The sequence below is a fragment of the Pseudomonas sp. HMWF032 genome (assembly GCF_003060885.1).
GTDB lineage: Bacteria > Pseudomonadota > Gammaproteobacteria > Pseudomonadales > Pseudomonadaceae > Aquipseudomonas.
On the sequence record NZ_QAIG01000012.1, the window covers coordinates 71,074 to 85,362 of the forward strand.

Here is a 14,289-nt window from a genome sequence, read left to right on the forward strand (position 1 = left end):
CATTGGAATTATTGCTGTTGCTTAGCCACTCTTCCAACACAGCCAATAACAATGAGCGACTCGCATGTTTTTACTGAATCGAACTGCTGCCGTCCTGCTGAGCCTGGCATTGCCCTTGGCCAGCCAGGCCGCGCTGCCCGAAGAACAGATCCGTCCGTCAATCAACCCTGAGCTGGCCGAGCACACCAAGCACTTCGCGCAGAAGGTCTACCAGGTAGCCGGCAACGTGTATTCCGCCGTCGGCTGGCAGTTGGGCAACGTGGCAATGATTGAGGCACCGGAAGGGCTGATCATCATCGACACCGGTGAGTCGGTCAGCGAGTCGCGCAAGATCATGGCCGAGTTCCGCAAGATCACCGATAAGCCGGTCAAGGCGGTGGTCTACACCCACTTTCACCCGGATCACATCAACGGCGTAAAAGCCTTTGTCACGGAAGAACAGGTGCGCAGCGGCGAGGTGCAGATCATTGCCCACGACACCCTGCTGGCCAATGTGGTGGCGCAGGGGGCATTGGTTGGGCCGATTCTCTCGGTACGTTCCGGCTATAGCTTCGGTGCGGCACTGCCGGCCAGTGACCATGAACAGATGAACGCCGGGATCGGCCCACTGGCCAAGGCCGAAGCCTCGACCTTTATCGCGCCGACCCTGACCTTCAAGGACAAGCTCGACACGCGCATCGCCGGCTTGGACCTGCAGTTTTTGCACGTGCCCAGCGAAGCACCGGACGAAATCATCGTCTACCTGCCGGATAACCGCGTGCTGATCAGCGCCGAGGTGGAGCAGGGGCCCACGCTGCCGAATATCCACACCCTGCGCGGCACCAAGTTCCGCGACCCGGTGGTGTGGGTCGAGAGCCTGGATAAGTTGCGCGCCTACCAGGCCGAGCATATGGTGCCGCTGCATGGTCGGCCGGTCAGTGGCCAGGATCAGGTCGAGGAAGTGCTGCGCATGACCCGCGACGGTATCGCCTATATCCATGATCAGACCGTGCGCTGGATGAACAAGGGCCTGACCCCGGATGAGCTGGTCGAGAAGGTCAAACTGCCGCCGCACCTGGCCGGTTACACCCCTTACCTGCGTGAGTACTACGGCACGGTCAAACACAGCGTGCGGCAGATCTACAACGGTTACCTGGGCTGGTTCCAGGGTGACCCGGTGGCGCTCGATCCGTTGCCACCAAAAGACAAGGCGGAGCGCCTGATTGCCTTGATGGGTGGTCGGGAAAAACTGTTGCTGGCCGCCGGCGAGGCCTACCTCAAGGGTGATTACCAGTGGGCCGCCGAGCTTTCCAGCTACGCCATTCAGGTGGACAACGAGGACACGCTGGCCCGCGATATCAAGGCTCGCAGTTTCCGCAAACTGGGCTATGCCAGCATGAACATCAACTGGCGTAACTGGTACCTGATGAGTGCCATGGAACTGGAAGGCAAGCTGGCCGGCGAGCAGGTGCAGCAGATGGCCCAGAGCATGCGCAGTGCGTTTCTCTCCGCTGACATGCTGAAAACCTTTCCGGCGCGGATCTTCCTGCAAAACTGGATTACCCGGGTCGATCCGGACAAGGCCAATGATGTCGAGTTGACCCTGGGTTTCAGCTTTCCGGATATCGGCGAGCAGTGGGCGCTGGAAGTCCGCCGCGGTGTAGTGCAGTTGCACCAGGGCATTCCCGAGGGTACCACGCTCAAACTGACCCTCGACAAGGCGTATCTGGACACCGTGATGAGCGGCGAGAATGGTTTGCTCAAGGGCGCCTTGCTGGGCGATGTAAAGGTTGATGGCAGCCTGCTGGAGATCAAGACCTTCCTTGGCTGTTTTGACTTCAGCGATACGCCGATTGCCCTGACCCTGCGTTGAGTGTGGCGGCGCTGTGCGACCCGACCAAAGTGCGGACGTACTCGGGGCTTTATCAGGGCAGACTGCTCTGGTTTTTCATCTGATTAAGGAGTGCTTCATGCCTGTTCTGATATTCGCCAAAGGTGCGCTGGCCATGTTCTGGTTGCTGGCGCTGCTCAATCTGCTCTATCCCATGGGCGAGGGCTGGTACCTCACGATCAACCTGATTGCTGGTGGCATGCTGCTGGCGCATCTCGGCGAGATGCTGCTGTTCAAGGCCCGTCTGGTCGGCCAGCCGCAACTCTGGTTGCAGCGTCTGCAGGTGCTGCTGTTCGGCTTTATTCACCTGCGCAGTCTGCCTCGCGCTTAGGGGGCTAAAGGCGGCTGGCTGTTAATCGCAGGTTGTTGAAATCGAGCGGGGTGCAATCACGGTAATGGCTGCATCCCTTTAAGTCATCTCACGCGTGCCGCCAGTTCTGGTGGCTCCGCTGCAGGCACTCGTTCATGTGCCCTGTCTTTCTTTCTGGTGATCAACGCGCCCAGTTGTGCTGCCGTTTTCTGTGTGCAGAAGGCGGCTTGCTCTGGTGGGTTTAAACGTTGTCATCGCATGCGAGCGTGCCGAGTGTCCGTCTATCGGTCTACAGCGCAAGGATGTCATCAGTTTGTGCGATTCTTGCTTGCAAGTGGCTGCTTTTAACGAGGCCTCGGTGTGTGGTTTTTGCGCCCTTATCGCTAGTTAATAGGCGCTTGTTTAATATTTAGCTAAATCTTTTATTTCAATTTCATCTATCACCAGTGTGAAAATGATCTCGGTCTGTCGGGGAGAATTCTGAAATGAATTTGGTGGCATATTGCTATTAAATTCCATGATTGGTATAAATTTGACGGTATTAGAACAATAAGAAGTTAAGTGTCTTTTTATTGACGGCGTAAAATTGGCGCCTCTCTATTTTACTGCTACAACCTATTCGGAAATGATCACTCCATGAGTACTTCCAGCGACATTTCAAGTTTGTTCAAGCTGTTTGGTGGGCGCTCGGCCCACTATCAGGAAATCTCTCAGGAAGACGAGAAGCAATCCTCCAAGGAACGGTGGCCAGGTGTGGCCAAGGTCGAGCTTTCTAGCGTACCCGCTGCCGAACCTGCTGCTTCACCTCAGGTGGCTGCAGTGGTGCGTCCGGCACTCTTTGCCGGAGCAATTGTTCAACCACCTCCCGTGCTGGCGCCAGAGCCTGCCCCTGAGCCGTCGATGCCTGTTGCCGGTGCTGCCGCTGGGCCGGACTGGGCTGCAGAAAGCCTGCAGAGCCTGCTGGGTAAGTTGGCACAGGAAGATCGCCGGGAGGTTGTCAGCACGCCGGTCCGTGCGGCACGTCCACGCCCGCATCTGGACAATATCAAGGTTGTAGCCGTGATTTCCGCCAAGGGCGGGGTCGGCAAGAGCACACTGGCTGCTGGTTTGTCCTCCGTCATGCAGCGCCAAGGACGTGCGGTGTTGGCTATTGATCTCGATCCCCAGAGCGCACTGAGTAACCACCTGGGCGTTGCCATCGATCCGATGCAGGTTGCGGCCGAAGGTTTGGCTCATTGTGTCGCCGATGTGCAGATGCGGGATTTTTGTCAGCCCACCCCCAGTGGGGTCTTTGTGCTGCCGTATGGCATTGTCGATGAAGATCAGCGTCGAGCCTTTGAGCGTCAGCTGGAGGACGAACCTGACTGGCTCGCGCAGCAGCTCTCTGAATTGCAGTTGGCAGATGGCTCGGTGGTGGTGCTTGATACGCCGCCAGGCCCCTCTGTCTATCTGCAACAGGCCTTGTCGGTTGCCAATGTGGCTGTGGTGGTGAGTCTCGCTGATGCGGCCTCCTATGCGACGCTGCCAATGATTGATCGCCTGCTTGCCACTTATACGGCTGAGCGTGAAGATTTTTATGGCGCTACGTATGTCATCAATCAGGTCGATCAATCGCGCAAACTGAGCAAAGACATCACCCAGATCATGCGCGGTATCTTGGGCAGTCGTGTGGCGGGCATCATTCATCGTGATCAGTCCATTGCCGAAGCGCTCGCCTACAGCCAGAGCGTGCTGGATTACGACCCGAGTGGCCAAGGCTGCCACGATCTGCAAGCCATCGCCCTGAACGTTCTTGCCAAGCTCTTTGCGACTCAGCGGAGTGAGCAGTTGGCATGAATTTAACCGGCATGTTTCGTGCCCGACGTGCTGCTCAGGGAAGTGCTTCGCCATATGTGATGGACCGGCCGACCTCTGCCGCTTTGCTGTTGGTGGTCGGCGCTTTACTGGCGTTGATGGTCATCGTACCGATGGACGTAGAGCAGCAAATGCTGTTCTCTGCGGCGTGCATGATCGCTGCGCTGGTGCTGCGCAGAACCGCTAATCGCGTGGCTATTCTGGCCATGATCGTGCTCTCAGTTGTGGCCTCGTTGCGCTACATGTATTGGCGTCTGACCTCGTCTCTGGGGTTCGATAACTGGCTCAACATGCTGTTTGGTTATGGGTTGGTACTGGCCGAGCTCTATGCCCTGCTGGTACTGCTGTTTGGTTATTTGCAGACGGCCTGGCCGCTGCAGCGCAAGCCATACCCGCTCCCGGCTGACAGCAGCGTCTGGCCTACAGTCGATGTATTCATTCCGACTTATAACGAGCCGCTGGATATCATTAAACTGACCGCTTTTGCGGCGCAGGCGATCGATTGGCCCAAAGACAAGCTGCGTGTGTATGTGCTTGATGACGGTCGCCGCGACGAGTTCCGGGAATTTTGTGAGTCGGTGGGGATCGGCTACATCATTCGGCCGGATAACAACCATGCCAAAGCCGGCAATCTCAACTTTGCCCTGACCCAGACTTCAGGCGAGTACATTGCCATCTTCGATGCGGATCACGTGCCGACGCGCTCCTTTTTGCAAGTGGGTATGGGCTGGTTTCTCAAAGACCCGAAGCTGGCGATGCTGCAAACGCCGCACTTCTTTTTCTCCCCTGATCCGTTTGAAAAGAACCTCGACACGTTCCGCTCTGTGCCCAACGAAGGCGAGTTGTTTTATGGGCTGGTTCAGGACGGCAATGACCTGTGGAACGCCACGTTTTTCTGCGGCTCGTGCGCCATTATCAAGCGTGGCCCGCTGGAAGAGGTGGGTGGAATCGCCGTTGAAACGGTGACCGAAGATGCGCACACCGCCCTGAAACTCAATCGGCTGGGTTACAACACGGCGTACCTGGCAATACCTCAGGCAGCCGGTTTGGCCACGGAGAGTCTGTCTGGTCATATCGGGCAGCGCATTCGCTGGGCGCGTGGGATGGCGCAAATCTTCCGCACCGACAACCCGCTGCTTGGCAAAGGCCTCAGCCTCGGGCAGCGGTTCTGCTACCTGAATGCCATGCTGCACTTCTTCTATGGCTTGCCGCGTTTGGTATTTCTCACCGCGCCGCTGGCCTACCTGATCTTCGAGGCGCAGATTTTCCAGGCACCGGCCCTGCTGATTGTGGCCTATGCGTTGCCGCATATCCTGCTGGCCAGCGTCACCAACTCCACCATTCAGGGACGCTTTCGTCACTCGTTCTGGAACGAGGTGTATGAGTCGGTGTTGGCCTGGTACATCATGCGCCCGGTATTGCTGGCCATGATCAACCCCAAACTTGGCAAGTTCAACGTGACGGCCAAGGGCGGGGTGATTGATGAAAGCTATTTCGATTGGAAAATGGCTAGACCCTACATCGTTGTCCTGGCGCTGAATCTTATCGGCATGTTGGTGGGTGTGGCCAAACTCGGATTTGATCCGGATGCCAGCGCCGTGACCTTGCTGATCAACCTGGTCTGGACGCTCTACAACATCATTATCAGTGCCGCCGCCGTTGCTGTAGCCAGTGAGGCGCGGCAGATCCGCGCCGAGCCGCGTGTGTTCGCCACCTTGCCGGCCATGCTGGGGCTGGCCAATGGCAAGACAATTGCCTGCCAAACCAACGATTTTTCGCAGCGCGGCGTCGGCATTCATTTGCCCGAAGGTGTTCAGGTTGCCTGTGGTGAACAGGTGCATGTCTCCCTGTTTCGCGATGGCGAAGAGGGCGTTTTTCCGGCCAGTGTAGTGTTTAGTCATGGCCAGACCCTGGGCCTGAATTTCGCCAATCTGAGCTTGCAACAACAAAGTGAACTGGCCCGCCTGACGTTCTCGCGCGCTGATACCTGGGCCAAGAGCTGGGGCACGGGTGTGGTGGATACCCCGCTCGGTGCGCTTGCTGAAGTAACCGGGATTGGTTGGCGCGGGATATGTCTGCTCTCGCGTGCCACGTTTGATGAGTCCGTACGTCATTTACGCGCCCTGTCTTTTACCCCTAGATCCACTCCGAGGAATCCATGAGTCAGAAACGCAAAGGCATGCTATCCCTCTGGTTCGCCTTGTCGATTCCATTGCTCGCTTCGAGCCTGCCGACGGCCTGGGCTGAAGAAGTTGTTGAAACCCAGGAGCCTGCCGCTGAAGACGGTGCGTTGGTCGAAGAGGTGGTTGTGCCGGAGTTTGTGCCGACCTACAGCGCCACGCTCAAGCAATTGGGGGCCAATTACCCCATGCACTTGCGCGGTATCGAAGGCAGTGACAGCGTCAGCTTCGATGTGCGATCCGATCAAGTGGTGACCAAAGCCCGGGTCAATCTTGAATACAGTTATTCGCCGTCACTGCTCAGTGATCTCTCGCAGATCAACGTGATGGTCAACGATCAGGTGGCCGCTAGCCTGCCGGTTCCCAAGGAGACCGCAGGTACCTTGCAACAGCAGGTGGTGGACATCCCGGCACACCTGGTTACCGAGTTCAACCGCCTGACGCTGCAGCTGATCGGTCACTACACCATGATGTGTGAGGATCCGCTGCATTCAAGCCTGTGGGCCAAAGTCAGCAACACCAGTCAGCTCGAACTGGAGACCACGCAGATTGCCTTGCCGGACGATTTGGCCCGGTTGCCTTTGCCATTCTTTGACGGACGTGATTCACGTGCGCTGGAATTGCCTTTTGTATTTGCCAGCAGCCCTGACAATCGCACCCTGGAAGCCGCTGGTGCGGTAGCATCCTGGTTTGGTGCGTTGGCCAGTTATCGTGGTGCGCGGTTTCCGGTCAGCCTGGGCCAGTTGCCTGAGAAGGGGCACGCGATTGTTTTGATGGTGGGCAGTGCCACCATGGCCGGCATTGAGCTGCCGCCGAGCGGCCTGCCAACGCTGAGCATGCTTGCTAACCCCAATGATCCGTTCGGTAAGCTGCTGGTAATTGCGGCGCGTGATGCTGATCAACTCAAGCAGGCCGCTTTGTCCCTGGTGAGTGGCAGCAAGGTGCTGGCAGGCTCCAGCGCGCAGGTTGAGCGGTTTGAAAACCTGCAGCCGCGTACACCCTATGATGCGCCAAACTGGCTGCCCAGCGACCGTTCGGTACAGCTGGGCGAGCTCAGTGACGCCAAGCGTTTGAGCGTTTCCGGTTACGACCCAGGCACCATCAACCTGCCCATGCGTTTGCCTCCGGACCTATTCAACTGGCGCGAGAAAGGGGTGCCGCTGCACCTTAAATACCGTTACACGCCGCAGCCGGTCTCCACCAACTCTTCGTTGCTGATCAGTGTCAGCGGCAAGTTCATCAAGTCACTGCCGCTGCCTTCGCAAGAGAGCCTGAAAGACGACGAGTCGCTGCTGGCCAAGCTGCAGCAGGATGAAAGCCTGTTGCAAGAGAGCAAACTGCTTTTGCCGCTCGACAGCCTGCCGCTGCAGTCTGCGTTGCAACTGCGCTTTATGTACGACTACATCAAGCAGGGTGAGTGCCGCGACATCATCATCGACAATATGCGTGGCACCATCGAGGCAGACTCCACCCTCGACCTCAGTGGTTACGAGCATTTCATTGCCATGCCCAACCTGGGTGTGTTCCAGAGCAGTGGCTTTCCGTTTACGCGTATGGCCGACCTTTCCGAAACCGCTGTGGTGATGCCTGCCGGTGCCGGGGTCGAAGAGATTTCCCTGTACCTGGATGTCATGGGTCGCTTCGGTGATTCGACCGGGCTGCCGGCCAGTGCCGTCAGCGTTGTCCAGGGTGATCAGGATGAGCCGCTGGAAGGTAAGGATTTACTGGTGCTGGCAGCCGGGAGCAATCAGCCGCTGCTGCAACGCTGGGCGGATCACTTACCGGCCAGTCTGACAGGTCAGTCGAGCTTTGAAATGTCTGACCTGGTGCACCGCATGCGCACCTGGGTGGGCTCCGATACCCGTGCCAATCAGCGTCAGGCGCGCAGCAGTCTGGCCCTCGCCACAGGGGGCGCCGGTGCCTTCCTGACTGGCTTTGAGTCGCCGCTCGACAGCGGACGCAGTGTGGTGGTGATTGCTGCGTCCAGTCCGGACAAGCTGGTCGATATCAGCTCGGCCCTGCGAGGCGGTGAGGATTACGAAGAGTCGATCCAGGGCAGTCTGGCGGTGATCAATGGCAAACGCATCAGTTCGCTGGTCGCCGAAGATCAGTATTACGTGGGGGAACTGGGCTGGTTGCGTTACCTGCAATGGCTGCTGGCACACAATCTCTTCTTGATGCTGTTGTTGACCGCTGTGGCGGTAAGCCTGGCCAGCCTGTTGCTGTTCTTCACCCTGCGTGCTCGTGCCCGTGCACGTTTGAGCGATTGAGGTCGATCATGAAACGGCCTGTTCTAAGCCTGTGCGCAGGCCTGCTTTTACTGGTTGGCGGTACAACGGCCAATGCGGCCTGCTCCATAGAGTGGCCGCACTGGCAGCGATTTGCCGAGCACTGGATTCAGCCCGATGGCCGTGTGCTGGAGTCGAGCCTGGAAAAGAACCACAGCACTTCCGAGGGGCAGTCCTATGCGCTGTTCTTTGCGCTGGTTGCCAATGATCAAGCGCGGTTCGAGACCATCTGGCGCTGGAGTCGCGAAAACCTGATGGGTAATGCCCCACAAACGACCTTGCCGGCCTGGCTCTGGGGGCAAGGTAAGGACGGGGAGTGGAAGGTTCAGGATGCCAACTCGGCCTCCGATGCTGACCTGTGGTTTGTCTACGCGCTGCTCGAGGGTGCGCGTCTGTGGCAAAAGCCGCAGTACCGAGACGATGCTCTGAGCCTGTTGGCGCAGATTAAGAAGCAGGAAATCACGGAGCTGCCAGGTCTTGGGGCCGTGCTATTACCGGGACCGATAGGCTTCTCGCATATAGGTCACTTGTGGCGCATCAACCCCAGTTATCAACCTCTGCCGCTGATGCGCCGGCTTGCCGCTGTCGACCCCAAAGGACCGTGGAATGCCATTGCCGCGCACACCGCTACCTTGCAGAACGAGGCGGGCGAGCATGGTTTTGCGGCTGACTGGATTGGTTACCGCGCGGTGTCGGACACCGCCGGATTGTTTGCCAGCGACCCAATGAAAGGCGACAGCGGCAGTTATGATGCCATTCGCGTCTATCTGTGGGCTGGCATGACGCATCCCAAAGACCCACTGGCCAAGCCGCTGCTGGCCAGTCTGCATGGCATGGCCCGCGCCACTGCATCCAGTGGTTTACCGCCGGAGAAGGTCAATGTGCGCCATGGCAGCACCGAAGGACAGAGCCCGAGTGGTTTTTCCGGTGCCCTGGTGCCTTATTTCCGCGCCAAGGGTCAGCCCTGGTTGGAAGAGTTACAGGACCAGCGCGCCCGTGCAGCAATTGATCAGTGGATTGCCGGCACGGGCCCGGCGCCCTTCTATTACGACTACATGCTCAGCCTGTTTGGTCTTGGCTGGGCCGATCAGTATTACCAGTTTGCGGCTGATGGCCGTCTGCAACCGCGTTGGGAGAATTCATGTTCCGCTACCGCCCGCTAACTCTGGCGCTGTTGGCTGCGATCGCCCACGGCAGTCTCCAGGCTGAGACTGAGGGCACGCACACCCTGCTGATTGAGCAAGGGCATTTCTGGCAAAACCAGGAGAAGCCCAAGCGTGCTTCGGAAGTGTGGAACAAGCTCTTGCTGCTCGACGCCAATCAACCGGATGCGCTCTATGGCTTGGGCCTGATTGCGGTTCAGGCGGCCAAACCGGTCGAAGCCAATCACTATCTGCAACGCCTGCAGGCGATACAACCGCTGCCGCGTCAGGCGCTTTTGCTGGAACAGGATATCCGCTTGCTGGACCCCGTAAACCAGAAACTGTTGGATGAGGCTCGCTTGCTGGTGGAGTCCGATGAGCGCGCCAAGGCGGTGGATGTCTACCGCCGCGCGTTGGGGGGGAAACCGGGGCAGGGGCAAGTCGGCCTGGAGTTCTATAACAACCTGGGTTACGTCGATCAGCACTGGACCGAGGCGCGGCGTGGCATGGAGCGTCTGCAGCGTGAGTTCCCCAATGATCCCTACATCGCGCTGTTCCTGGCCAAACACCTGGCGCGTAATCAGGGCGCACGCGAGGAGGGCATTCGTGCCCTGGCCAAGTTGGCCGAGCGTGAGGATATTGGCGGTGATGCGGATGAAAGCTGGCGCCTGGCCCTGACCTGGATGGGCCCACCCAAGCCGGCGCAGCAGCCACTTTTTGAGCAGTTTCTGCGTACTCACCCGGATGATGAAGAAATCCGGGCCTTGCTGATCAAAGGACGAACCCAGCCCAGCGCCGGAAGCGGGGCTGTGGCCTGGCGTCGTGATCCCGTGCTGGACAGTGGATTGAAAGCGCTGGAGCAGGACAACCTGGTCATGGCTGAGCGCGACCTGACGGCCTACCTGAAGTCACATCCCAATGACGCCGACGCGTTGGGTGGCCTGGGTATTCTGCGTCAGCGTCAAGAGCGCTTTGAAGATGCCGAAGTGCTGTTGACCAAAGCAGTCAGGCAGGGCGGTCGTTCCTGGCAGCGTGCGCTGGATGACGTGCGCTACTGGTCACTGTTGCAACGTGCGCGAGACAACCTGGCACGTGACAAGGTTGCCGATGCACGGCAGCAGCTGGAGCAGGCGCGGCGCCTGAAGCCCAATGACAGTGAAGCACTCCTGGCCCTTGCCGAGTTGCAGGCCCAGCAGGGTGATTTAGCCGCCGCTGAAGCCGGATACCGACAGGCATTGGCATCGCGCAGCCAGGAAGCCCGTGCATTGCGTGGGCTGGCCCAGGTTCTGGGTGAGCAGGGCAAGCCCGATGAAGCATTGCGCTTGTTGGAGCGTCTGCCCAAAACTGAGCGCGAGAAGCTGGGTGGGCTTGGGCAATTGCGTGCCGAGCAGGCGTTGCAGCGTGCGCGGGCCGCAGAAAAGCGGGGTGATACCCAAGGCATGCGTCAGGAGCTTGAAACCGCCCTGCGCGATGATCCGAATAATGCCTGGGCACGTTTTGCTTTAGCCCGTCTTTATGTTGATCTGGGTGCCATCAGCGAAGCGCGCAGCCTGATGGACGGGCTGTTGGCCAATAAACCGAACGACCGCGACGCGCTGTACACCAGTGCTCTGCTCTCGATTCAGTTGAATGAATGGCAGCAAGCGCAATCCACCCTTGCCCGTATACCGCGCAATGCACGCAATGCCGATATCAACCGGCTGGTGGCGGAAGTGGAGTTCAACCTGCAGCTGCAGCGTATCAATGAGCTCAGCCGCAGTGGCCGCAAGGCCGAAGCGCGTGCGTTCTTGCAGCGTATCGAGCCGCAGGCGGATGCCAAACCGGCGCGACTGGCCGCTTTTGCTGCGGCCTATGCCGATGCCAATGATCCGCAGCGGGCGATTGCCATCATGCGCGACCTGTTGGCCCGCAGTCCGCGGGCAGATCTGTCACTGACGTTGAGTTATGCCAGTGTGCTGCTGGAAGCCGAGCAGGATACTGAGGTCGCCGGCATTCTGCGTGATTTGCAGGGGCGCAGCATGACCGTCGAGCAGCGTCAGCAGTATGACGATCTGCTCTTTTATTACCGGGTTCGCCAGGCTGAGCAATTGCGTCAGCGCGGCGAACTGGCGGCCGCTTATGACACCTTGGCACCTGCCTTGGCGCAGCGTCCGCAGGATCGCCTGGCGGTATCGGCCCTGGCGCGCATGTATGGCGCCAATGGTGATACGGGCAAGGCGCTGGAATTGTTCAAGCCGCTGGTCAAGCGCCACCCGGATGATGCCAACCTGCTGGTGGGTGCCGCTGACATGGCGGCCCAGGAAGCTGAGAACGCTTACGCTGAAGATGCTCTGGAGCGTGCGTTGAAGCTGGCGCCCAATGAGGTCGATGTCCTTACCACGGCCGCCCGTGTTTATCGTTACTTGGGACGCACCGGAACGGCTGCCGAGTTGCTCGGTAAAGTGGTTGCCCAGGAAAAACTGGAGCAGAACCCGACCTACGCGACCAATACCCGGCCGGCCGCGGCGCCCGCCAATCCCTTTGCCGGTATTGGCGCTACAACCGCTGTACCGGATGCGATTCCGGCGCCGGTGGAAAGCCTGGCCATGGCGCCGCGCACCAGCGCGGCACGTCCTGTGGAACTGATCCCCGCCCCGGTGGAGCGGCAGACGGCGCGCACAGCCCCCGTTTTTTTGGCGGAGCCGCTTACGACCAACCCGCCGCCATTAAGGGCCAGGGCGGATGCACAACCGGCCAGTAACCCCTTTGTGCTGGTCGACGACCCGGCAGAGATTGATCCGCGTGCGGGCATGAGCGAGGCCGCACGGGCGCTGGACGACATCATGCAACAGCGCAGTCCCTATCTGGTTCAAGGCCTGACGGCGCGCACCAATGACAGTGAGTCGGGGCTGAGCAAGATCACTGACATTCAGGCTCCTTTTGAAGCCAGTATGCCGCTGGGTGATAACCGTCTGGCTGTGCGCGTCACCCCGGTTTCGCTGAATGCCGGCAGTGTTGGTGAGGGCGCTCGTGATCGCTTTGGCGGTGGCCCTGTGGCAACGCTGGCCAATCCCGGTGTTTCACCGGGTTCGCAGAAAGATTCTGGTGTTGGTCTGGCAGTGGCGTTCGAGAACCCCGGCGAAGGTTTTAAAGCTGATCTGGGCACTACGCCACAGGGCTTTCTTTACAGCACGGCGGTCGGTGGCGTGAGCCTGGAACGCAGTGTTGCCGGCAGTCCGGATCTGCATTGGAGTGGCAAGCTGTCGCGTCGCGCCGTGACGGACAGCCTGTTGTCTTTTGCCGGTGCCGAAGATGAGCGCACCGGGCAGAAGTGGGGCGGGGTAACCGCCAACGGCGGACGCGCTCAGCTGAGCTTTGATGACCGTGAAGTCGGTGCCTATGCCTACGTCGGTATGCACCGCTTGATGGGTAACAATGTTGAGGACAATGACCGGTTTGAACTGGGCTCCGGCGTCTACTGGTACCTGCAGAATGACGAACAGAGTCAGTCGACTATTGGTCTGAACCTCCTGGGCATCGGTTATCAGGAGAATCAGGGGCACTTCACCTTCGGTCATGGTGGTTATTTCAGTCCGCAGACCTTCTTTGCCATCGGCGTCCCGGTTACCTGGGCGCGGCGTTATGACCGCCTGACCTTTCAGCTGAAAGGCTCGGTCGGCGTGCAAACCATTCAGCAGGATGATGCCGATTACCACCCAGGCGAGGCTGCCCTGCAAGCGGCGGCCAGCCGCGCCCTGGGGCGTGAAGCAGTTTATGAAGGCTCAAGCGACACCGGTATCGGCTACAACCTGAGCGGTGCTGCCGAGTACCGCCTGGGCAGTAATTTCTTCGTCGGTGGCCAGGTGGGCGTCGACAATGCGCAGGATTATCGCCAGTGGAATGGTGGTCTCTACCTGCGCTACATGTTTGAAGACATGACCGGCCCGATGGCGCTGCCGGTTTCTCCCTATCAATCCCCTTACGCTAACTAAAGGTTTTTCGATGGCTTCTTCATTGCTCGCCGGCCTGTCCATTCTGATCATTGGCGACAGCCACATGGCGACCCCCAACTACCTGATCGGTGGCCTGCACGACGACCTCACCCGCAAGGGCGCCAACGTGCACTCCATTGGCATCTGCGGTGCCAACGCCGGTGATTGGCTCAAAGCCACCCCTGGTGGGGCATGTGGTGCGGCCGAGCGGCGTGGTAAAGAGCCCGCGGTGGTGCTGCGTGGCAAAGCCACTACCACGCCGATCCAGCAATTGATTGCCAAGGACAAGCCCGACCTGGTGTTGATCGTGATCGGTGACACCATGGCTGGGTATGACAAGCCGTCATTTCCTAAAGCCTGGATCTGGCAGCAAACCTCCAGCCTGACCAAAGCCATCGCGGCAACCGGTACTCAATGTGCCTGGATCGGGCCGAACTGGGGCACCGAGGGTGGCAAGTACGGCAAGACTTACGCCAAGGTCAAGCAGATGTCGGCCTTCCTCTCGACCAATGTCGCACCGTGCAGCTATGTCGATTCGCTGAAGTTCTCCAAGCCCGGTCAGTGGGCTACCACCGACGGCCAGCATCTGAATGCCCAGGGCTACCAGAAGTGGGGCACCGCCATCAGTGGCGCGTTGGAAGACGTGCGCAAGAACGCCGCAAAGTAATTCAAGC

At 59.1% G+C, this 14,289-nt stretch carries 8 protein-coding genes; all 8 read left to right on the top strand.

Going from position 1 to position 14,289, the window contains the following annotated elements; genetic code table 11:
* Positions 1-64: 64 nt before the first annotated feature.
* The 8 genes from DBR00_RS16285 to DBR00_RS16320 all read left to right on the top strand — a co-directional run bounded on the left by DBR00_RS16285 (position 65) and on the right by DBR00_RS16320 (position 14,282).
* Positions 65-1,852, top strand: coding sequence for an alkyl/aryl-sulfatase (locus tag DBR00_RS16285; RefSeq protein WP_108488457.1), 1,788 nt, complete (start codon positions 65-67; stop codon positions 1,850-1,852).
* Between the two features lie 97 nt (positions 1,853-1,949).
* A complete protein-coding gene (locus tag DBR00_RS16290) occupies positions 1,950-2,201 on the top strand; it encodes a DUF1145 domain-containing protein (protein WP_108488458.1) in 252 nt (83 codons plus the stop codon).
* A gap of 615 nt (positions 2,202-2,816) precedes the next feature.
* On the top strand, positions 2,817-4,016 hold the full coding sequence (gene bcsQ, locus DBR00_RS16295) for a cellulose biosynthesis protein BcsQ (protein WP_218276631.1): 1,200 nt from the start codon (positions 2,817-2,819) through the stop codon (positions 4,014-4,016).
* A gap of 59 nt (positions 4,017-4,075) precedes the next feature.
* Positions 4,076-6,196 (top strand): UDP-forming cellulose synthase catalytic subunit, encoded by a 2,121-nt coding sequence (gene bcsA / locus DBR00_RS16300; RefSeq protein ID WP_256583066.1) that lies wholly within the window; start codon positions 4,076-4,078, stop codon positions 6,194-6,196.
* Positions 6,193-8,484 (top strand): cellulose biosynthesis cyclic di-GMP-binding regulatory protein BcsB, encoded by a 2,292-nt coding sequence (gene bcsB / locus DBR00_RS16305; protein ID WP_256583051.1) that lies wholly within the window; start codon positions 6,193-6,195, stop codon positions 8,482-8,484. The genes bcsA and bcsB overlap by 4 nt, the downstream gene beginning before the upstream one ends.
* 8 nt (positions 8,485-8,492) lie before the next feature.
* Positions 8,493-9,665 carry a cellulose synthase complex periplasmic endoglucanase BcsZ gene (gene bcsZ / locus DBR00_RS16310; RefSeq protein WP_108488459.1) on the top strand — a complete coding sequence of 391 codons (1,173 nt, stop codon included), beginning with the start codon at positions 8,493-8,495 and terminating at the stop codon, positions 9,663-9,665.
* Positions 9,644-13,615 (top strand): cellulose biosynthesis protein BcsC, encoded by a 3,972-nt coding sequence (locus DBR00_RS16315; protein WP_108488460.1) that lies wholly within the window; start codon positions 9,644-9,646, stop codon positions 13,613-13,615. Before bcsZ ends, DBR00_RS16315 begins: the two co-directional genes overlap by 22 nt.
* A 10-nt stretch (positions 13,616-13,625) precedes the next feature.
* Positions 13,626-14,282 carry an SGNH/GDSL hydrolase family protein gene (locus tag DBR00_RS16320; RefSeq protein ID WP_108488461.1) on the top strand — a complete coding sequence of 219 codons (657 nt, stop codon included), beginning with the start codon at positions 13,626-13,628 and terminating at the stop codon, positions 14,280-14,282.
* Positions 14,283-14,289 lie beyond the last annotated feature (7 nt).

Excerpts from the sequence above, each read along its gene's own strand:
- DBR00_RS16285 (WP_108488457.1), top strand. The coding sequence starts at position 65 with ATGTTTTTACTGAATCGAACTGCTGCCGTCCTGCTGAGCCTGGCATTG.
- bcsZ (WP_108488459.1), top strand. The coding sequence starts at position 8,493 with ATGAAACGGCCTGTTCTAAGCCTGTGCGCAGGCCTGCTTTTACTGGTT.
- DBR00_RS16320 (WP_108488461.1), top strand. The coding sequence starts at position 13,626 with ATGGCTTCTTCATTGCTCGCCGGCCTGTCCATTCTGATCATTGGCGAC.
- DBR00_RS16290 (WP_108488458.1), top strand. The coding sequence starts at position 1,950 with ATGCCTGTTCTGATATTCGCCAAAGGTGCGCTGGCCATGTTCTGGTTG.
- DBR00_RS16315 (WP_108488460.1), top strand. The coding sequence starts at position 9,644 with ATGTTCCGCTACCGCCCGCTAACTCTGGCGCTGTTGGCTGCGATCGCC.
- bcsQ (WP_218276631.1), top strand. The coding sequence starts at position 2,817 with ATGAGTACTTCCAGCGACATTTCAAGTTTGTTCAAGCTGTTTGGTGGG.
- bcsA (WP_256583066.1), top strand. The coding sequence starts at position 4,076 with ATGGACCGGCCGACCTCTGCCGCTTTGCTGTTGGTGGTCGGCGCTTTA.
- bcsB (WP_256583051.1), top strand. The coding sequence starts at position 6,193 with ATGAGTCAGAAACGCAAAGGCATGCTATCCCTCTGGTTCGCCTTGTCG.